A 19,961-nucleotide genomic window follows, 5' to 3' on the forward strand; every position below is an offset into this window, starting at 1 on the left:
CCGGCGAACTGCAGGGCAACAAGGAACTGGCCAGCGCCGCCTTCAACGCCCGCGTGATCCCCAGCGTGGCCTACACCGACCCGGAAGTGGCCTGGGTCGGCCTCACCGAGGACCAGGCCAAGGCGCAAGGCATCAAGGTCCGCAAGGGCCTGTTCCCCTGGACCGCCTCCGGCCGCGCCATTGCCAATGGGCGCGACGAAGGCTTCACCAAGCTGCTGTTCGACGACAGCCCCGAGGCGCATGGCCACGGCCGCATCCTGGGCGGAGGCATCGTCGGCACCCATGCGGGCGACATGATCGGCGAGATCGCCCTGGCCATCGAAATGGGCGCCGACGCGGTGGACATCGGCAAGACCATCCATCCGCACCCCACGCTGGGCGAGAGCATTGGGATGGCGGCGGAGGTGGCGCATGGGTCTTGTACCGACCTGCCGCCGACGAAGAAATAAGCCTGTCTCCAGGCCAATCTCACAAAGCCCGATCCGGCAACGGATCGGGCTTTGTGCTTTGCGCGCTCGAACAACCGCCGCAGGATACTGTGTATTTGCACAGTATTCATGCCGACCACATCCAAGCCCACGCTCTACAACCCGCGCCACCCCGAATGTACGCTGCTGTACCAAACGGTAGCCGAGCACTACGAGAGCTGGCTGGAGCTGGCCAGCGCGGGCCAGTTTGACGGCCAGGGCGATTACCGCACCCCCAAGCCCTTTGTCCGCAAAGCGTTTGCCAAGTATCTGGAGTGCGGCATCTTCGCGCACGGCTTTGCACGCACACGCTGCGACGACTGCGGGCACGACTACTTTGTTGCCTTCTCCTGCAAGGGCAGGGGTGTCTGCCCCTCATGTACCACGCGGCGCATGGTGGAAACGGCGGCACATCTTTGCGACCATGTGTTTCCCCGCCTGCCGGTGCGTCAGTGGGTGCTGTCGGTGCCCAAGCGGCTGCGCTACTTTATGCAACGCGACGGGGCGGTAGTGAACATGGTGCTGCGCATTTTCCTGCGGGTCATTGCCCAAAGCCTGCAATCCCACAGCCCAGGTGCGGCGCAGGTAGACAAGGCGGTGCTGCACATAGGCGCGGTGGCCTTTATCCACCGGTTCGGCTCCAGCCTGAATGAGCATGTGCACTTCCACGTCTGTGAACCGCACCGGCTTTCGAGGAGGCCTGTTTGCTTGAGTCAGACCGGGATGGTCTGACTCCTCGTTTGGCTGTTCTGACTTCTATTATTCCAGCCCCCCGCAGGGGCCGCCGGAGGCACCCCTGGTTGGGCCATGTACTCATGGTTCAACCCTCCTGCAGCGCCGCCGACCGGGCAGCTTTGCTTGTGGTCAGGGCCTGGGCTTGTTATTGCCAGTAGTTGGCCTCGGCTTCGGCCGGCGGGATATAGCCGATGGGCTCAAGCAAGCGGTGGTGGTTGAACCACGCGACCCACTCGAGGGTGGCTAGTTCGACCGCTTCGCGCGTCTTCCAGGGCCCGCGCCGGTGGATGATCTCGGCCTTGTACAGCCCGTTGATGGTCTCGGCCAGCGCGTTGTCGTAGCTGTCGCCGGTGCTTCCCACCGAGGGCTCGATGCCGGCTTCGGCCAGCCTCTCGCTATAGCGGATGGAAACGTATTGCGAACCCCTGTCGCTGTGATGCACCAGCGTCCCTTCGCGCTCGCTGCGCCGCGCGTACAGGGCCTCTGCTCCAGCGCGTCGAGCACGAAGTCGGTCTGCATCGAGCTGCTGACCCGCCAGCCGACGATGCGCCGCGCGAAGACATCGATGACGAAGGCCACGTACACGAAGCCCTGCCAGCTCGAGACGTAGGTGAAGTCCGCCACCCAGAGCTGGTTCGGCCGGTCAGCCTTGAAGTGCCGCTTCACCCGGTCCAGCGGGCATGCCGCCTTGGCGTCCGGTACTGTCGTGCGCACCTTCTTGCCACGACGCGCACCGCTCAGCCCGCATAGTCGCATCAGCCGCTCGACAGTGCATCGCGCCACGGCCGTGCCCTCACGGCACAGTTGCCGCCAGACCTTGTCGGCGCCATAGACCCGCAGGTTCTGGTCGTACACGCGCTGCACCAGAGGCAGCAGGATCGCATCACGCCGGGCTCGCGCGGACAGCAGCGCCGGGTTGCGCTGGCGTGCCGCATGGCGCCGGTATGCCGACGGGGCGACCTGCAGCGCGCTGCAGATCGGCTCGACCCCGCAACGAGCACGATGCTCGTCGATGAAGGCGTTCACTTCTTGAGTTGGCGGTCGAACTCCGCCTGGGCGAAATACGCGCTGGCCAACTTCAGGATCTCGTTGGTCTTGCGCAGTTCGCGAACCTCGCGCTCGAGATCCTTGATGCGCTGCTGCTCGACGGTGCTCGGGCCTGGCCGAACGCCGCTGTCGCGCTCGCCCTGGCGCACCCACTTGCGCAGCGTCTCGCCCGTGCAGCCGATCTTGGCCGAGATCGACTCGATCGCCGCCCACTGCGACGGGTATTGGTCCTTGGCGTCGAAGACCATGCGCACCGCGCGATCCCGAACTTCGGGGGAAAACTTCGGGGACTTCCTCATGATGGCTCCATTCTCAATCGAAGGAGCCTCCTCAAAGTCCGGGGCGGTTCAGCTTCATCATCGAGCGCGGCCTTGCGCGGCAGTCAGAGATGTTCGACCGGCACGCTCTGGAAAAAGCACTGCTCGAATCGAAGGAGGCGCCACGGCCAAGGATCGCGGTACCGCATGCGCTTGCCATACCAGCGTTGCTTCAGGACACCGACATGCTGTCCATCGTGCCCCAATCCCTGGCCGTGGCGTTGACAAAGCGCGACGACTTGGTTTGCAGAAAACTGACCTACCAGACCCGGACATCGACCATGCGGGCCATCTGGCATAGCCGCGACGAACACGAAACGGGCCACATCTGGCTGCGCGAGATGGTCGTGCAGGCAGCCCGGGGCACCGAGAAGGCCTTCGGGTAACCCGTTCAGTCCCTTGTGCTGTGCAACCCGCTCAAAGCCCGATGTGCAAGCCAGAACAACAGCGCACCCGCCGGCCCCACGACCACTAGGTTCCACAGCGGCATGAACAGCAGGCCGAGCGCGGCGGTCGAGCTCTTGGGGGCCACGAAAACGGTGTAGTGCATGAACAGGTCCGCCGCCAGGCATGCAGCAGCGGCCCCCAGCCCCCATACCACGCATCGACCCCGTGCCAGCAGCGCTGCAATGGCGTAAGGGGTGCACGACCAAAGCAGAAGGCCGGTGAGAAAGGCGAAGGCGTCCATGCCGCCCTCTGCCTTGAAAAAGGCAGTGTAGAGGTGCAGCACCACGCCCGCGCTGCACAGGGCGAGGGTCATCGTCTTCGCAGTGGCAGAAGATGGCATTGCGCTGGGCCGCAAGAGCCTGGATGGGGTCACGTCATGATAGTCCGCTGCCGCCACGCTGGCACTAGACCTGCGTGCGGTCGACGTACTCGATCAGCGCCTTGAGCTTGCTAGGCTGGTCGTGCCGGCTTGGGTAGTACAGGTAGAACCCTGGGAAGGTGGGCGAGAACTCCGTGAGCACGCGCTTGAGCCGCCTGGCGCGCACATGGGGTTCCGCCAGTTGCTCGAACGTGTAGGCCAGCCCCACACCTTCGAGGGCGGCGTCCAGGCTGAAGAGCGTGTCGCTGATGGTCAGGCTGCCCTGCACCTCGTACTCGACCGGGCGGCCATCGACTTCGAACTCCCATTTGTAGATGGCGCCCGTGCCCGAGAAGCGAAAACGCAAACAGTTGTGGTGCGCCAGTTCGTCGGGATGCTGCGGCGCAGAAAACCGCCGCAGGTAGGCCGGTGACGCCACCACCGCCATGGTCGCTGACCAAGCGCGGCGCAAAGGTCGATGAGATCACACTCACGCCGTTGGAGTTGATTGATCGCATTGCCGCGCTGGTGCCGCCACCGCGAACGCATCGCCATCGCTACTTTGGCGTGCTGGCACCGAACTCGCCCTTGCGGCCTGCCGCCACGGCGCTGGCACACGTCGCAGCGGTGCAACCGTCGCAGGTGCGAGCCGAGCAAGCCAACACGGGGGCGGTCGAGGGTGTGTGCAAAATTGGTGCAGGCAACGACGCACCCCCAACCCAGACCGAACCTGTCCAGCCGGTGCCTCCCAAACGCTTGGCGCGCTACCTGTGTGAACCGCCCCGTGTTTTTGAGGAGGCTCCTTCGATTGAGAATGGAGCCAAGATGAGGAAGTAAGCGAAGTTTTCCCCCGAGGTAGTTGATCGCGCGGTGCGCGTGGTGTTCGATGCCAAGGACCAGTACCCGTCGCAGTGGGCGGCGATCGAGTCGATCGCGGGCAAGATCGGCTGCACGGCCGAGACGCTGCGCAAGTGGGTGCGCCAAGGCGAACGCGACAGCGGCGTGCGGCCCGGCGCCACGACAGCCGAGCAGCAGCGCATCAAGGAACTCGAGCGCGAGGTGCGGGAGTTGCGCAAGACCAATGAGATCCTGAAGCTGGCAAGCGCCTATTTCGCCCAGGCGGAGCTCGACCGCCACCACAAGAAGTGAACGCCTTTGTCGACGAGCATCGAGCTCGCCTGGGGGTCGAGCCGATCTGCCGCGCGCTGCAGGTCGCCCCGTCGGCGTATCGGCGTCATGCCGCCCGCCAACGTGACCCAGCGTTGCGGCCCGCGCGGGCACAACACGACGCCTGCCTGATGCCGCTGGTGCAGCGCGTGTACGACGCGAACCTACGGGTCTATGGCGCCGACAAGGTCTGGCGACAACTTGCGCGCGAAGGCGTGGAGGTGGCGCGCTGCACAGTGGAGCGACTGATGCGGCGACTCGGGCTGCAAGGCGCGCGCCGTGGCAAGGGCGTGCGCACGACGGTGCCCGACGCCAGGGCGGCGTGCCCGCTGGACAGGGTCAACCGGCACTTCAAGGCCCAGCGGCCTAATCACGCGGGGCACCTGCAGGACTGGCTGCAGGCCGGCGATGTGGAAGTGGCGCTGATCTACGGGCAAAAGGAAATCCCCGCGCTGCAGGTGAAGGCGGTGCTGGAGGAAAGCCTGTGGGTCGTGGCGCCGCCCTCCGCCAGGCTCTCGCGCAAGCGCCCGCTGCAGCTTGCTCGCGTGGCGCGCGAACCCTTCATCCTGCCTGCCGCGCCGCAGGGCCTGCGCGCCGCCATCGAGCACGCGGCCACCGCCGCGAGCGTGACGCTTCAGGTCTTCGCCGAGACAAATGCGCTGAACGTGCAGAAGGAACTGGTCGCCCAGGACCACGGCTGGACCAGCCTGCCCGCCGTGCGCGTCTCGCCCGAAGTGGAGCGCGGCCTGCCAAGCGCCGCCCCGCTGGCCGGTGCCGGCCTCAGGCGCACCATCGTCATCGTCCCCCATCAGCCGCCAGGCCTCCGCGCCCGTGCGCTGCGTGTTCGGCACGCTACTGGACTGCGTGAAGACGAGCTTCGACCGGGGGAAGTGGCTGGATGCGCGCTGGCTGGGGTAGCCCCGCACGGGCGCCGCCGGCCGATGGCGATAGACTGCCCGGCGCCATGAAACCAACCTCTCTCGGCACCGCGCTGCAGGCGTACAAGCAGCTCCCTCCCCTCGCCCGGCAGGATGCCATCGTGCGCCAGGCGCTCATCGAGCGGCTAGTGGGCGTGGGCGCGCCGCCCGTGGCCGTGCTGCAGGGGCCGGCGGGCAGCGGCAAATCCACCACGCTGCAGCAGGTGCATGGCGCGCTCGGCGCGCAGCAGTGGGCCACGGCGTGGATGGTGCTCGACGAGGCCGACAACGACCCCCAGCGCTTCGAGACGCAATTGCACGCCATGCTCGCGTGCGCGCTGCACAGCGATGCCGCCACGCCGCTCGCGCCGCGCGGCGCGGGCATGGGCCTGGCCGAATGGGCGCTCGGCGCGCTGGCCGGCACAAGCCGGCGCACCGCGCTGTTCCTGGACGACTTCCACGCTCTGCACGAGCCCGCCCTCCTGCAGTTCTTCCGCGACCTGCTGCAGCGCCTGCCGGCGCGGGCGCGTGTTTTCATCGGCTCGCGCGCGCTGCCGGAGGTGGGCCTGGCAAGCCTCATGGTGGCGTGCCGCGCCGCCGTGCTACGCGCGCAGGACCTGCGCTTTTCCGCGCAGGAATCGCAGGCCTTCTTTGCCCGCGACGACGCCCCAGCGATGGCCTGCGACGAACTAGAGCGCATCTACGAATGCACCGAGGGCTGGCCGGCCGGCTTGCAGCTCTTCCGGCTCACCCTGGCCAACCCGGCGGTGCGCGACACCCTGGACGAACTGGCCGCGCACGGGCCGCGCGAACTGGCCGAGTACCTGTCGGAGAACGTCGTCTCCATGCAGCGGCCCGAGGTGCGGGACTTCTTGCTGCGCACCTCTGTGCTGCGCCGGCTCTCGGGGCCGCTGTGCGACGCGGTGCTGGGGCGCACGGGCTCGCACGCCATCCTGCGGCAACTGGAGCACGACGGGCTGTTCCTCTCGGCGCTCGACACCTCGGGCGCCTGGTTCCGCTACCACGGCCTGTTCGCCGCCCACCTGCGCGACGGCCTGGCGCGCACCGCCCCCGGCGCGGCGGCCCGCCTGCATGCGCTGGCCGCTCGCTGGCACTTCGCCCAGGGCGCGATTGAGGAAGCGGTGCACCACGCCATCGAAGCGCGGGACATGCCCCTGGCCGTGCAGGCCCTGAACGGATGGAGCACGCAGCTCGTCGCCACGGCCGAGCTCGTGACGGCGGCGCACTGGTACGACCGGATAGCCACGGCCGCCATGGAGGAAGTCGCGCGCCAACCCGACCTGATGATCAAGACCGCCTGGGCCCTGATCTTCCTGCGGCGCCGCGCCCGCCTGCGCCCCCTGCTGGACATGCTGGAGCCGCTGCGCGGACACGGCCGCATCGCCCGCACCACCGACCCGAGCGTGGTGCTCTCGATGGCGGCGCTGTTCGAGGACGACCTGCCGGGCGCTGCCGCCCTGCTCGCCGACCTGGCCGAACTGCAGGCTCCGGCCGCCAGCGGCTTCGCCGCCTTCGAACTCGGGGCCGCCACCAACCTGCGCGCCTTCCACGCCCTCGGCCATGCCGACGCCGAGGGCGCGCACCACCTGCTCGTGCTGGCGCAAAGCCACAACGCGCGCGCCGACGCCGCCTTCAGCGCCGGCTACACCCTGGCGGTCAAAGGCATGGCCCGGCTGCTGGCCGCCCAGCCCCGACAGGCGCTGCGCGAGCTCTCCGCCGCCTCGGCGCGGCGCGGCCGGCCCACCAGCGCGATGGCCTCGGCCGCGCTGTCCGCCAGCCAGATCTGGGCGGCCTACGAGGTTGGTGCGCTAGACGAGGCCGAACGCCTGGCTGGCCAGTTCGGCGAGCAGATCGCCATCGGAGTGGTGCCGGACTTCATCGCCGTCGCGCTGCTGTCGCTGGCCCGCGCGCACGCGGTGCGCGGCCGGGCCGACGCGGCGCAGGCCACGCTCGACACGCTGGACCGCATCGCCTTCGACAGCGGCTGGCCCCGGCTGGTGCGCATGGTCGAATGGGAACGGGTGCGCCTGGCCCTGCTGGATGGCCAGCTCGACCGGGCGCGCGCGATCGCCCGGCGCATCGCCCCCGCCGCGCGGCCTACCCCTGGCGGATGGCTGGCCATGTCGGAACTGGCCGGCGCGCAAGTGCTCGGCCCCGTGCGGCTGGCGCTGCACGCGGGCGAACTGGACGGCGCCGCGCGGATGCTGCAGGCCATGGAACCGCTGTGCACGGACCGCCCCCTGCTGCTCGTCAAGAGCCTGGTCCTGAAGGCGCTGGTGCTGCACCAGCTCGGCCAGGGCACGGCCTCCCAGCGCGCGCTGCTCAGGGCGCTGGAACTGGCGGCCCCTGGCGAATGCCTGCGCGCCTTCCTCGACGAAGGCCCGAGCATGCGCCCCCTGCTGGAGCCCGTCGCACGCTCGCTGGCGCCGCTGGTGGCCGGCGGATCGGACGAGCGCATGCACGCCTTCGCCCGCAAGGTGCTGCTCGCGGCCGGCATCGCCCCCGGGCAGCAACCGCCGCCGCCCGCGCCGGGCCAGGGCGAGCCGCTGTCGGAGCGCGAGCAGCGCGTGCTGCGCCTGCTGTGCGAAGGCGCGTCCAATCGCGACATGGCGGTGCACCTGGCCATCTCCGAAAACACCGTCAAGTTCCACCTCAAGAACCTGTACGGCAAGCTGGGCGTGGGCAGCCGCGCGCAGGCGATCCGGGCCGCGCAGGAACTACAAAAAAGATAGCTGCCAGCGCCCTCCCATAAATTCCGGAGGCCGAAAGTACTCCAAACCCGACCCGGGCAGGCTAGGGTTTCCTGGGTAGGCCGCCTACCCGTTCGGGTGGTGCCTCGCACCCCTGCCCGATTCCACAATCGCCGCACATCCACAAGAGCGCAACGGAGACACGCCATGCAGCAACAGCACGAGACGCCCACGCCGCCATCCTGACGGCACCGCCCCACCTTCCGCCCGACCGCTTTCCGTTGCCACCTTGCGCTTGCCAAGGCGGCAGGGACGCCTGTCGCCTTATTTCGCCTTTCTTCCCCAGGGTCCAACGCATGAGTACCACCACCCTCCCCAGGCCCGCCGACGCGCCGTACGCCGCCGCTGGCGCGCTCACCCGGCTCATCAACATCGACAACGGCGGCACGCTGACCGACATCTGCGTGATCGACGGTGATCAGGTGCACCGCACCAAGACGCTGACCACGCCGCACGACCTATCGCAGTGCCTGTTCGACGGACTGCGCAAGGTCTCCGCCTTGGTCTATGGGCAGGAGGACCTGCAGGCGCTGCTGCTGTCCACCGCCGCCATCCGCTACTCCACCACGCAGGGCACGAACGCGCTGGTCGAGCGCAAGGGGCCGCGCCTGGGCGTGATCGTTGGCGGCGCACTCACGGTGGACGCCTTGCGCAAGGCCGATGGCGCGCCTGACCTGTACGACGCCGTGATCGGCACGCGCGCCGTGCATCTGCCCGCCGCGCTGGAAGGCGATGCGCTCGAAGCCGCCACCATCAAGGCCGTGGGCGAGCTGGCCGCGGGCGGCGCCAACCGCCTGGTCGTCTCCTTCGGCGGCGCCAACCGCCGCGAGCGCGAGGCGCAGCTCAAGCGCCGCCTGCTGCGTACCTTCCCGCCGCACCTGCTGGGCGCGCTGCCCGTGCTGTACGCGAGCGAACTGGTGGACGACGCCGACGATGTGCGCCGCACATGGACGGGGCTGCTCAACGCCTTCCTGCACCCTGCGATGGAGCGTTTCCTCTACAGCGCCGAGCACAAGCTGCGCGACGCCGCCGCGCAAAGCCCGCTGCTCGTGTTCCGCAACGACGGGCACGCGGGCCGCGTCGCCAAGACCATCGCCGTGCAGACCTATAGCTCCGGCCCGCGTGGCGGCATGGAAGGCTCGTGTGTGCTGGCCAAGCATTACGGCCTGCCGCGTCTGCTGTCCATGGACGTGGGCGGCACCACGACCGACATCGGCCTGGTCGATGCGAACGGCGTGCGCGCCGAGCGCCGGGGCCGCGTGGAGGGCGTGCCCACCTCGTTCGCGCTGTGCGACGTGGTGAGCGCGGGCGTGGGCGGCAGCTCCATCATCCGCGTGGAGGATGGCAAGGTGCGCGTCGGCCCCGAGAGCGTGGGCAGCGCGCCCGGCCCGGCCTGCTTTGGCTTAGGGGGCACCAATGCCACGATCACCGATGCCTTCCTGCTCGGCGGCCTGCTCGACCCGGCTTCGTTCTTTGGCGGCGCTTTGCAGATCGACGCCGAGCGCGCCCGCGCCGCCATCCGCACGCACATTGGCGAGCCGCTGAAGATGAGCGACGACGAGGCGGTGGCCGCCATGGAGGCCGCCTGGGTCGCCAAGGTGGCCGACGCGCTGCGCGTCTTCACAACCATCGACGCCGACACCACGCTCGCAGCTTTCGGCGGCGGCGGCCCCTTCGTTGCCTGCCGCGTGGCCGACGTCATCGGTGCGCGCAAGGTGCTGATTCCGGGCCATGCGGCAGTGTTCTCCGCCTACGGCATCGGCTTCTCGGACGTGGGCCACAGCTTCACGCGCCAAGTGGCGGATGCGCAGCGCGCCACACTGTCCGACGCCATAGCGCAAATGTCCACCCAGGCCGAACGCACCATGTTTGGCGAGGGCGCACAGCCCGGCGAATACCGCCTGGAATGGACGCTGGAAGAAGCCCTGCCCGACGGCAACACCCGCGCCTACGCGCTGAACGGCGCGGCAGCGCCCACCGGCTTGCAAGCGGGCGCGGCGCTTACGCTGACGCTCACCGCCATCAAGCCCATGGCCCAGGCGCGCAAGACCGGCCAGTTCGGCGGCGCCGTCCAGCCCGCCGTGGTCAACACCACCCGCGAGGTGCTCCTGGACGGCAAACGCCAGGCCCTACCCCTGGTGCGCGTGGAAGACCAGCCGCGTGGCGTGGCCGTGAGCCTGCAAGGCCCGGCCGTTCTCGAAGAGGCGTTTTTCACAGGCCGCATCGACGCGGGCTGGACGCTGAACATCAACGCCGCTGGCGACATCCTGCTGGCCCGCGGCACGGAGGCTTGAAGACCATGAAAGTGCTGATTACCGAAACCCTGCGCATCGACCTCGACACCGAGCAGTGGGAATGCCGCCGCTGCGGCCGTGCCCACGGCAGCGCACGCGACAACTACAAGCGCGGCCTGCTGGTGCATGACCGCGACCCGCGCGAAGTCCACAAGCCGTTGCTCGATACCCAACTGTACGAGCGCACCTACTCGCCCGACCCCAAGTGGTGCCGCATCCTGGAGTACTACTGCCCTGACTGCGGAACGATGGTGGAGGCCGAATACCTGCCGCCCGGCCACCCGCCGCTGTACGACATCGAGCTGGACATCGACGCGCTGAAGGAACAGTGGAAGGGCCGCCCGGAGATGCAGGAGCCCGCACAGGCGCCCGACCTCGCGCTGGAGCGCGTACTGCTGCAACGCCAGCTCCACGCCCAGGCGCACCAGAACTGCCGCCCCGCCGACAAAGCATAAGGACACCTAACCATGAACCGCGTATCAGTTGACATTGGCGGCACTTTCACCGACTGCTTCGTCGCCTGGGGCAACCGCGTCGTCGAGGCCAAGTCGCTCACCACCCACCACAACCTGGCCGTAGGCTTCAACGATGCGCTGGCCGACGCCTGCCGCCAACTGGAGATAACGCCGAGCACGCTTCTGTCGCAGGTGGATTCGGTGCGCTACGCTACCACGCTGGGCACCAATGCGCTGATCGAGCGCAAGGGGCCGCGTGTGGGCCTGCTGGTCACCACGGGCTTCAAGCACACCGTGCCGCTGTCGCGCGCCCGGGGCTATGGCGAGGGCCTGACCGAGCCGGAGCAGATGGACATCCCCAACGCGCAGCGGCCCGACCCGATCGTGCCGATTCCGCTGATCCGCGAAGTGCGCGAGCGCATCGACTACCGGGGCGACGTGTTCTGGACGCTGGACGAGGACGACGTGCGCCTGCGCATTCGCGAACTGGTGGACGCCGGGGCCCAGGCGCTGGTGGTGATGTTCACCAACAGCGTGGTCAACCCCGTGCATGAACTGCGCGTGCGCGAAATCTTCCTGGAGGAATACCCGGCGCACCTGCTCGGCTCCATCCCGTTGCTGCTGTCGCACCAGGTGGCGGGCCGCAAGGGAGAATACGCGCGCGCCACATCCACCATCATCGATGCCTACCTGCACCAGACCATGTACCACGGCCTGGGTACGCTGGAGTTGAACCTGCGCCAGCAGGGCTACGCCAAGCCCATGCTGGTCAACCACAACTCGGGCGGCATGGCGCAGCTCAATTCCACCGATGCGCTGCAAACCGTGCACTCCGGCCCCGTCTCGGGCATCGCGGCCAGCGAATTCCTGGCCGCTGCGGCGGAACTCGGCAATGTGGTCGCCACCGACATGGGCGGCACCAGCTTCGACATCGGCATCGTGGTGCAGGGCGATTTGAAGTACTACGACTTCAACCCCGTCATCGACCGCTGGCTGGTCAGCGTGCCCATGGTGCATTTGCGCGCGCTGGGCGCGGGGGGAGGCTCCATCGCGCGCTACGACCGCATGTACAAGACCGTGGAAATCGGGCCGAAGTCCGCAGGCTCCGATCCCGGCCCTGCCGCGTATGACCGTGGCGGCCAGTTCCCCACCGTGACCGATGCCGACCTACTGCTGGGCTACCTCGACCCCAAGAACTACGCCAACGGCCACATCCCGCTGAACCCGCGCCGCGCCCGTCAGGCGGTGCGTGACAACCTGTGCGACGACCTGGAACTGGACGAAATCGAGGTCGCCAAGCTCATCAAGAAGCAGGTGGATGCGTCGATGGCGAACGGCATTGCTACCGAGCTGCGCACACGCGGCTACGAGCCGAAGGATTTCACGGTGCTCGCCTACGGCGGCAACGGCCCGCTGCACGCCTGCGGCATCGCCTCGGCCCTGGGCATCACCAAGGTGCTCGCACCCCCGTACTCCTCTACTTTCTCGGCCTGCGGCGCGGGCAACGTGAGCCAGATGCATATCCACGAGATGAACACCTGGACGGTGCTGTTCAACCCCAACACCAAGGCGTTCTTCAGCGACTACGACACCTTCAACCGCAGCGTGGAGGAACTGGAGCAGCGCGGCCGCGCCGACCTGGAGCGCCAGGGCATGGATCCCGCCGACATCCGCTACCGCCTGGAAGTGGACATGCGCTACGGCAATCAGCGCGTGCAGACGGCGGTGGTCACACACCTGTCGCGCCTCACTGGCCAGCGCGACGTGCTGGAAATGATGGACCAGTTCCACGAACGCTATGGCGAGCGCTTCGGCAAAGGCTCGCAGTCGCCCGAAACCGGCGTGCGCATCAACACCATCCGCGTGTGCGCCTATGTCGATCAGGCGCGCGTGAAGTTCGCGCGGCTGGCGATCACCGGCGATGCCAAGGCCCCACCGCCGCCCGTGGGCACCCGACCCTGCCATTTCGTGGGCCACGACGGCGCCATCGACACCCCCGTGTACGACGACCGCGCCCGCGCCGAGGGCACGCAGATCGACGGCCCGGCCATCGTCACCACGCGCGTCACCACCTACCTGGTCGAACCCGGCTGGAGCTTCCGCGCCGTCGCCCAGGGCGGCGCATGGTTCATCTGCAACAGCCGCCACTGATATTGGGAGCACACACCATGACGACAAACATCCAGACCCTCGACGACAAGGCGCTGCGCGACAAGTTCATCGCAGACAACACGCTGTTCCTCGGCCCCGACCCGGAGATCATGCGCAACCACAGCGTGCAGCCGCGCTCCAAGGCCGAGGAGGAGGTGCTCGCCAAGGGCATCGATCCGCACCAAGTGCACCACGTGCGCGGCCTCATCAATTCGGCGCTATCCGAAGCCTTCGAGATGGTCAACCAGATGGGCGCGGCCCCCGGCGCCAAGTGGGGCGACCTGGTCACGGGCATCTACACCGCGCAGGGTGACCTGTCGATGATCGCGCCCTACGGCATCATCGCCTTCGCGGCCTGCTGCTTCTACCCCATCCGCTTCATCAATAAGTACTGGACCGGCGACCCGACGGTGGGCGTGAAGGACGGCGACGGCTTCATCCACAACGATGCGCGTTACGGCGGCATCCACAACACCGACCAGTCGATGATGGTGCCCTTGTTCTACAAGGGCGAACTCGTGTGCTGGCTGTCGTCCACCATCCACGAGGGCGAGAACGGCGCCACCGAACCCGGCGGCCTGCCCGCCAAGGCCGAGAGCAAGTACGACGAAGGCATCAAGATGCCGCCGTTCAAGATCGTCGAGAACTTCGAGCTGAAGCGCGACTTGGTGACCTTCTTGCAAAACTCCGTGCGCGACCCGCGCCTGCAACTGGAGGACATGAAGGTCAAGCTGCATGCCGTGATGCGGCTGCGCGAGCGCATCATCAGCATCCTTGACCAGTACGGCCGCGACGCCCTCATCGGCACCCTGCGCGTGCACCTGGAAGACGTGGAGACCGAAATCCGCCGCCGCATCAGCGAGCTGCCCGACGGCACCACGCGCGTGTTGCAGTTCATGGATTCGAGCCTGCGCGAGAACGCGCTGCAAAAGCTCTCGTGCGCCATCACCGTCAAGGGCGACAAGATGACCATGGACTTCCGCGGCTCCGCCCCGCAGTTCCTCAACCGCTCGGTCAACACCAACATCGCCTCGTTCAAGGCGGCGCTGTGCACGGGGTTGCTGCAAAACATCTGGCCCGACCTGCCGCACACCATGGCGGTGCTCTCGCCCATCGAGATCCTCACGGATCGCAACTCCATTCTTGACGCCGAGGGCGAGATGCCCCAGGCCATGAGCCTGATGCCGCTGTTCAAGGGCTGCGTGGTCTGGACGATCCCCATGAACAAGCTGAGCTACAGCTTGCCGCACCGCTACTCGGCCATAATCGCCTCGCAGTACGACCAGGCGGCCACGCTGATCTACGGCGGCATCACACAGAACGGCGATATCACCGGCAACTTCTGCGCCGACATCAACGGCAATGGCCAGGGCGCGCGCAGCCATGCGGACGGCCAGCACTCCATATCGCCCGTGTTCGGCTTCATGTGCGACACCGGCGAGCACGAACTGGCCGAAGAGGAAACTCCCATCATTCGCCTGGGCGCACAGCGCCTCGCCAAAGACCGCATCGGGTGGGGCAAGTACCGCGGGGGCATGGGCTACGAGCAGATCGCCACCTCGCGCGGCACCGGCCTGTGGGGCTTCATGACGGGCTGCGAGGGCTCCAAGTTCCCCTCGGCCCAGGGCCTGTTCGGCGGCTACTCGTGCCCGAGCTACCAGCTCATGAAGATCAAGGGCATCAACATCTTCGACGTGCTGAAGAAGGACCCAAAGGCCGTGGAAGTGTTCGACATCGTCGAGCTGATGAACAAGCGCCCCATCCCCGGCGGCGCCTACACCAGCCAGGACATGGGCATGACCTTCGAGCTGGCGAGCGAGGGCGAGATCTACATGATCTGCCAGGGCTCCGGCGGCGGCTACGGCGACGTGCTGGAGCGCAACCCGCAGCTCGTGATGCAAGACTTGCGCGAAGACCTGATGTCGCACGAGAACGCGCGCGACATCTACAAGGTGGTCTACGACGAGCAAAGCCTGGTGGTGGACGAGGAAGCCACCGCCGAACTGCGCGCCGCCTACCGCCGCGAGCGCATCGCGCGGGGCAAGCCGTTCGACCAGTTCTGCCAGGAATGGGTGACGGCCGAGCCGCCGAAGGACGTGCCGTACTTCGGCAGTTGGGACGACACCACGCAGATCTACGCCACCACCATGGGCCAGCGTGTGAAGATGCCCGCCGACCAGATGCAGGGCGCCTTCATGCTCGACCCCAAGGACGTGCGCATCGCCGAACTCGAAGCGCAACTGGCCGCGAGGACTTGACCATGCCCCGCCCTACCGAACTGGCGGGCCACAAGCGCATGCTCTGGCTCGACCATACCGCCTACAGCGCCCGCCTGCTGGCCCAGGGCCAGGCGCCTTGGCTGGACACCGCCGCCTGCGTGGCCTGGTTGCGCCAGGCCCAGGGCCTGCTGCGCCCCGACGTGCTGGCACTGCCGCTGGACGACGTAACGGCGGCCTGGCTGGACGGCCACCCCGCGCTGCTAGCGGCCATAGCGGAAAAGACCAAGCGCGGCCACGGCCCGCTGAAGGAACTGCTGGCCGCCGAGGGCCTGCGCACCCACACTACCGCTCTGGCCGTGGCCCTGCGCGCCGCGATGCCCGGCGCAGTATTCGCGCTGGCGCTGCCCTCGCCCCGCGACTGGGCCGCGCAAATACTGCAACGCGCAGGTGGCGTGGCGGATGCCGTCGATGAGGATGCGGTGGATGCCGCAGCGGCGGTCATGGCCGAGTTCCTGCGCCTATTCGCGCAGGCGGGCGTGGACGCCGTGTTGCTGCACGAATCCCGCGTCTGGGCCGCCGACGAGGTGGACCTGCTGCTGGATCTGTACCAGCCCGTCGCCAACGTGGCGCGCCACTACGGCTGGGACTGGGGCCTGCAATGGCCCGAGGCAGTGGCGCAGCCTACGGGCACGAGGCTAGGCTTCACCATCGCGCCAGCACCGTGCGGCGTGGTGCCCGCCGGACTAACGCTGCCTGACAGGTTCTGGCAAGGCGAGACGCCACCAGCGCCCCCGCCGGGCAGCTTCGACCATGCACACATCCCCGTCGATGCGCATCCCGAAACCGTGCTGGCCCGGCTGGCCCAACTGCGAGAAAGGTAGAGAGACCATGGTAAACGAAGGCGACCTGCTCTGGACGCCCAGCGCCTCATTCGCGCGCGGCACCAACATTGCGCGCTACATGGACTGGCTGGCGGCGGAACGCGGCCTGCGGTTCGACGGCTACGAGGCCCTGCGGCAGTGGTCGGTGGATGAGACGGACGCCTTCTGGTCGTCCATCTGGCAATGGTGCGGCGTACGGCACGACGGCAGCGCCGTGCGCGTGACCGACGGCGCGCCCATGCCGCACACTCGCTGGTTCCCCGATGCGCGCGTGAACTACGCTGAGCACGTGCTGCGCCACGCGGACAGCGCCGGCACGGCGCACCCCGCGTTCCACCACCTGACCGAGAACACCGCGCTGGAAACCCTGGCGCTGCCCGAGCTGGCCTCGCAGGTGCGGCGCCTGGCCGGGCGTCTGCGCGCCATGGGCGTGCGGCCCGGCGACCGTGTGGTGGCCTACCTGCCCAACGTGCCCGCCTGCGCCGTGGCCATGCTGGCGGCCACCAGCATCGGCGCCGTGTGGTCGTCGGCGTCCATCGAGTTCGGCGCGCGCACCGTCATCGACCGCTTTTCGCAGATCGCGCCCAAGCTGCTGATCGCGGGCGACGGCTACCGCTTCGGCGGCAAGACGTTCGACCGCCGCGCCGAGGTGGCCGAGATCGCGCAGTCCCTGCCCAGCCTCGAAGCGCTGGTGTGGGTGCCCCAGATCGAAACCGACCCCCAGGTGCCCGCCGCCGTGGCGCAGGTACGCTTCGATGCGCTGCTGCGCGGCCCCGACGTGGGCGCTGCGCAGTTCCGCTACGAACGCGTGGCCAGCGACCACCCGGTCTGGATCGTTTTCTCCTCGGGCACCACTGGCCTGCCCAAGCCCATCGTGCACAGCCACGTCGGTGTTCTGGTCGAGCACTTCAAGCTCATGACACTGCACATGGACCTGGGTCCCGGTTCCGTAATGTTCTTCTACAGCACCACGGGCTGGATGATGTGGAACCTGCTCGTGGCCGCGCTGATGACGGGTGCCAGCGCCGTGCTCTATGACGGTGACCCCATGCACGGCGGCCCCGAATGCCTTTGGAAGCTGGCGCAGGACACGCGGGCCACCTGCTTTGGCGCCAGCCCTACCTTCGTGCAGATGATGGAGAAGGCGGGCCTGGAACCAGGCAAGGCGTTCGACCTGTCCGCCCTGCGCAGCATCGTCCTGAGCGGCGCACCCAGCACGCCCACAACCTTTGACTGGTTCTACCGCGCGGTCAAGCGCGACCTGTGGGTCACATCGCAGTCCGGCGGCACCGAAGTTTGCAGCGGCCTCGTCGGTGCAGCGCCGCTGCTGCCTGTCTATGCGGGCGAAATCCAGACCCGCATGCTCGGCATGGCCGTCGAGGTGTGGAACGACGACGGCCAGCCCGTCACCGATGAAGTGGGCGAACTGGTGGTGACGAAACCCTGCCCGTCGATGCCCGTGCGCTTCTGGAACGACCAGGGCGATGCACGCTACCGCGAGTCGTACTTCGAGCACTTCTCCGGCGTCTGGCGGCACGGCGACTTCATGAAGCTCAACCCACGCGGCGGCTGCTACATCTATGGCCGCTCCGACTCCACGCTCAATCGCCACGGTGTGCGCATCGGCTCCGCCGAGATCTACCGCGTGGTCGAGGAAATGGACGAGGTGGCCGACAGCCTGGTCGTGTGCTGCGAACTGCCCGGCGGGCATTTTTTCATGCCGCTGTTCCTGCGCCTGCGCGACGGGCTAGAGCTTGACGATGCGCTGCGCCGCCGTATCGCCGAGCGCCTGCGCACTCTGTGCAGCCCGCGCCACGTGCCCGACACCATGGTGCAGGCCGCGCAAATTCCCTACACCCTCACGGGCAAGAAGATGGAGGTGCCGGTGCGCAAGCTGCTCATGGGCTGGCCCGTGGAGCGCGCCGCCAGCCGTGGCGCCATGGCCAACCCGAAGGCTCTGGGCTTCTTCATCGACTTCGCCCGGACGCAGGTTCCCGCATGAACGACACTCGCCCCAACCATCCCGAGACAGGCGGTTACGCACGCCTGTGCCCGGTCCGCAGCAAGCCCCAGGGCGTGCTGGCCCTGGCGGCAGCTTCGCGCGTGGGCGCATGGGCTCCGCTGCTGCCGCCCAGGGATTCCCCAATGACCCGCAACGCACCGGAGGCGGCATGCAAATGAACATCGACTTCCAAGGCCGCCACGTCTTCGTCTTCGGCGGCACCACCGGCATCAACTTCGGCATCGCCCAGGCCTTCGGTCGCTGCGGCGCGCGGGTGAGCGTGGCCAGCCGTCAGCGCGAGAACGTGGACGCGGCGCTCGCCACGTTCGCCGCCCAGGGCGCGCAGGCCCAGGGCTTGTGCGCCGACGTGCGCGACTTCGACGCCGTGGGCGCCGCGTTCCAAGACGCCGCGCGCCGATTCGGCCCCATCGACGTGCTGGTCTCCGGCGCGGCGGGCAACTTCCTGTGCACCGCCAACGCCATGTCGGCCAACGGTTTTCGCACCGTGGTGGACATCGATCTGTGTGGCACGTTCAACGTGCTGCGACAGGCGTATGCGCACCTGCGCAAGCCCGGCGCGTCGCTCATCAACATCACGGCGCCGCAGGCAACCGTACCGATGCGCTCGCAGGCGCATGCGGCCGCCGCCAAAGCCGGCATCGACCAGCTCACGCGCGTGCTGGCGTTGGAATGGGGCGCGGACGGCATCCGCGTGAACGCCATCTCGCCCGGGCCCATTGACGGCACAGAGGGCTTTCGCCGGCTGATCGCGCGCACCGAGGAAGAATTGGTGCTGGCCCGCAGCGCCGTGCCCCTGGGCCGCTTCGGCACGAGCGACGACATCGCCAACCTCGCGCTGTTCCTGGCCTCGCCCCATGCGTCGTACATCTCGGGCGCCGTGGTGCCGTGCGACGGCGGCGGCGCGCTCGAAAGCGTCAAGCCCGCGCTCGAACGCACGGCCCTGCAACCTTGACGGGGAGGCACGGCATGAAGATCACCACCGCCCCGCTGCGCTGGACGCCGTGGCTGCTCGCCGCCTGGCTGGCCGTGGCCGCACATGTCCAGGACAAGTGCGCCATCACGGTAGCCCAGGTGGGACCGCTGGACGGACCCGTGGGGTTTTACACCCGATCCCTGCACGACGGCATTGCGGCCTGCTTCAGCTGGTTCAACGACCGGGGCGGGGCGCGCGGGCGCCCGCTCGAACTGCTGCATACTTCGCTCGACGCGCGCCAGACGGTGGAGCAGTACACGCGGATCGTCCGTCAGCATCGCCCGGTGGCCTTTATGTACCCGCGGTCCCCCACGGTGATCGACGCCCTGCTGGACGCGAATCTTGGTGCCTGACTCGGCGTCACCATCGTCGGCACTGTGCCCCAGATGTACCGCCGCCGGGTGCCCGTGAATCCGTATCTATTCTTCGTCGGCGTGAGCGACGCGCACGAAGTGCAGAAGATCGCCGAACACATCGCCGCCCTGGGCATGCGCCGGATCGCCGTCATCCCCTGGAACGACACCACCACGGGGCTGGTAGAACTAGGGCCTGTTCGCGGCCGACACGCCCAATGGGCTGGTGGTGCCGGTGCTCAAGGACGCCGACAAGAAGGGCATCCTGCAGATCAGCCAGGAAATGGGCGATCTGGCCAAGAAGGCGCGCGACGGCAAGCTCGGCGGCGGCGACATGAGCGGCGGCTGCTTCTCGATCAGCTCGCTCGGCGGCATCGGAGGCACGC

General features: G+C 68.0%; 13 protein-coding genes, 5 pseudogenes and 2 other annotated features. Of the genes and pseudogenes, 15 read left to right on the top strand and 3 right to left on the bottom strand.

Annotated features, from left to right (window positions below; translation table 11 throughout):
* Nucleotides 1-449, top strand: a pseudogene (locus JHD63_RS16675) (dihydrolipoyl dehydrogenase); the annotation flags it as partial.
* A 108-nt stretch (nt 450-557) separates the two neighbouring features.
* Nucleotides 558-1,142, top strand: a pseudogene (locus JHD63_RS16680) (transposase zinc-binding domain-containing protein); the annotation flags it as partial.
* A gap of 205 nt (nt 1,143-1,347) precedes the next feature.
* On the opposite strand, the pseudogene JHD63_RS16685 reads toward JHD63_RS16680, so the two are convergent.
* Nucleotides 1,348-2,548: pseudogene (locus tag JHD63_RS16685) on the bottom strand (IS3 family transposase).
* Nucleotides 2,154-2,270 (bottom strand) — a sequence feature (AL1L pseudoknot). It overlaps the preceding pseudogene by 117 nt.
* Before the next feature lie 89 nt (nt 2,549-2,637).
* On the opposite strand from JHD63_RS16685, the gene JHD63_RS16690 reads away from it, so the two are divergent.
* Complete coding sequence (locus JHD63_RS16690) at nt 2,638-2,952, top strand: LysR substrate-binding domain-containing protein (protein WP_198971932.1); 315 nt, start codon at nt 2,638-2,640, stop codon at nt 2,950-2,952.
* 5 nt (nt 2,953-2,957) lie between these two features.
* Here the strand turns inward: JHD63_RS16690 and JHD63_RS16695 are convergent, their stop codons facing one another.
* A complete protein-coding gene (locus JHD63_RS16695) occupies nt 2,958-3,326 on the bottom strand; it encodes a hypothetical protein (RefSeq protein ID WP_198971933.1) in 369 nt (122 codons plus the stop codon).
* Nucleotides 3,327-3,417: 91 nt separating this feature from the next.
* Entirely contained in the window at nt 3,418-3,819 is a 402-nt protein-coding gene (locus tag JHD63_RS16700; RefSeq protein ID WP_198971934.1) for a LysR substrate-binding domain-containing protein, read from the bottom strand.
* 11 nt (nt 3,820-3,830) lie between these two features.
* Between JHD63_RS16700 and JHD63_RS25035 the strand changes: the two are divergent.
* From JHD63_RS25035 to JHD63_RS16765, 12 genes and pseudogenes are all read left to right on the top strand, one after another.
* Nucleotides 3,831-4,175 (top strand): annotated as a pseudogene (locus tag JHD63_RS25035) (transposase); the annotation flags it as partial.
* Between the two features lie 66 nt (nt 4,176-4,241).
* Nucleotides 4,242-5,506, top strand: a protein-coding gene (locus JHD63_RS25040) for a LysR substrate-binding domain-containing protein (protein ID WP_370590552.1) whose coding sequence is annotated in 2 segments — nt 4,242-4,485 and nt 4,485-5,506 — 1,266 coding nt in all. The coding sequence is not laid out codon by codon here.
* Nucleotides 4,475-4,591 (top strand) — a sequence feature (AL1L pseudoknot). (Overlaps the previous gene by 117 nt.)
* Complete coding sequence (locus JHD63_RS16720) at nt 5,503-8,208, top strand: LuxR C-terminal-related transcriptional regulator (protein WP_198971936.1); 2,706 nt, start codon at nt 5,503-5,505, stop codon at nt 8,206-8,208. Before JHD63_RS25040 ends, JHD63_RS16720 begins: the two co-directional genes overlap by 4 nt.
* Nucleotides 8,209-8,522: 314 nt before the next feature.
* Complete coding sequence (locus JHD63_RS16725; protein ID WP_198971937.1) at nt 8,523-10,520, top strand: hydantoinase/oxoprolinase family protein; 1,998 nt, start codon at nt 8,523-8,525, stop codon at nt 10,518-10,520.
* Between the two features lie 5 nt (nt 10,521-10,525).
* Nucleotides 10,526-10,975 carry an acetone carboxylase subunit gamma gene (locus tag JHD63_RS16730; RefSeq protein ID WP_198971938.1) on the top strand — a complete coding sequence of 150 codons (450 nt, stop codon included), beginning with the start codon at nt 10,526-10,528 and terminating at the stop codon, nt 10,973-10,975.
* A 12-nt stretch (nt 10,976-10,987) separates the two neighbouring features.
* On the top strand, nt 10,988-13,126 hold the full coding sequence (locus JHD63_RS16735) for a hydantoinase/oxoprolinase family protein (protein WP_198971939.1): 2,139 nt from the start codon (nt 10,988-10,990) through the stop codon (nt 13,124-13,126).
* Nucleotides 13,127-13,143: 17 nt separating this feature from the next.
* Entirely contained in the window at nt 13,144-15,384 is a 2,241-nt protein-coding gene (locus JHD63_RS16740) for a hydantoinase B/oxoprolinase family protein (RefSeq protein ID WP_198971940.1), read from the top strand.
* 2 nt (nt 15,385-15,386) lie between these two features.
* The gene (locus tag JHD63_RS16745; RefSeq protein WP_198971941.1) at nt 15,387-16,226 is read left to right on the top strand and encodes a hypothetical protein; all 840 of its coding nucleotides are present in this window, start codon (nt 15,387-15,389) and stop codon (nt 16,224-16,226) included.
* A gap of 7 nt (nt 16,227-16,233) precedes the next feature.
* A complete protein-coding gene (locus JHD63_RS16750; RefSeq protein ID WP_198971942.1) occupies nt 16,234-18,228 on the top strand; it encodes an acetoacetate--CoA ligase in 1,995 nt (664 codons plus the stop codon).
* Between the two features lie 169 nt (nt 18,229-18,397).
* Nucleotides 18,398-19,201, top strand: coding sequence for an SDR family oxidoreductase (locus JHD63_RS16755; protein ID WP_198971943.1), 804 nt, complete (start codon nt 18,398-18,400; stop codon nt 19,199-19,201).
* A 14-nt stretch (nt 19,202-19,215) separates the two neighbouring features.
* Entirely contained in the window at nt 19,216-19,575 is a 360-nt protein-coding gene (locus JHD63_RS16760; RefSeq protein ID WP_198971944.1) for an ABC transporter substrate-binding protein, read from the top strand.
* A 199-nt stretch (nt 19,576-19,774) separates the two neighbouring features.
* Nucleotides 19,775-19,961 (top strand): annotated as a pseudogene (locus tag JHD63_RS16765) (2-oxo acid dehydrogenase subunit E2); the annotation flags it as partial.

It is taken from the genome of Xylophilus sp. ASV27, from assembly GCF_016428875.1.
Classification (GTDB): domain Bacteria; phylum Pseudomonadota; class Gammaproteobacteria; order Burkholderiales; family Burkholderiaceae_C; genus Xylophilus.

Excerpts from the sequence above, each read along its gene's own strand:
- JHD63_RS16690 (WP_198971932.1), top strand. The coding sequence starts at position 2,638 with ATGTTCGACCGGCACGCTCTGGAAAAAGCACTGCTCGAATCGAAGGAG.
- JHD63_RS16695 (WP_198971933.1), bottom strand. The coding sequence starts at position 3,326 with ATGACCCTCGCCCTGTGCAGCGCGGGCGTGGTGCTGCACCTCTACACT.
- JHD63_RS16700 (WP_198971934.1), bottom strand. The coding sequence starts at position 3,819 with ATGGCGGTGGTGGCGTCACCGGCCTACCTGCGGCGGTTTTCTGCGCCG.
- JHD63_RS16720 (WP_198971936.1), top strand. The coding sequence starts at position 5,503 with ATGAAACCAACCTCTCTCGGCACCGCGCTGCAGGCGTACAAGCAGCTC.
- JHD63_RS16725 (WP_198971937.1), top strand. The coding sequence starts at position 8,523 with ATGAGTACCACCACCCTCCCCAGGCCCGCCGACGCGCCGTACGCCGCC.
- JHD63_RS16730 (WP_198971938.1), top strand. The coding sequence starts at position 10,526 with ATGAAAGTGCTGATTACCGAAACCCTGCGCATCGACCTCGACACCGAG.
- JHD63_RS16735 (WP_198971939.1), top strand. The coding sequence starts at position 10,988 with ATGAACCGCGTATCAGTTGACATTGGCGGCACTTTCACCGACTGCTTC.
- JHD63_RS16740 (WP_198971940.1), top strand. The coding sequence starts at position 13,144 with ATGACGACAAACATCCAGACCCTCGACGACAAGGCGCTGCGCGACAAG.
- JHD63_RS16745 (WP_198971941.1), top strand. The coding sequence starts at position 15,387 with ATGCCCCGCCCTACCGAACTGGCGGGCCACAAGCGCATGCTCTGGCTC.
- JHD63_RS16750 (WP_198971942.1), top strand. The coding sequence starts at position 16,234 with ATGGTAAACGAAGGCGACCTGCTCTGGACGCCCAGCGCCTCATTCGCG.
- JHD63_RS16755 (WP_198971943.1), top strand. The coding sequence starts at position 18,398 with ATGCAAATGAACATCGACTTCCAAGGCCGCCACGTCTTCGTCTTCGGC.
- JHD63_RS16760 (WP_198971944.1), top strand. The coding sequence starts at position 19,216 with ATGAAGATCACCACCGCCCCGCTGCGCTGGACGCCGTGGCTGCTCGCC.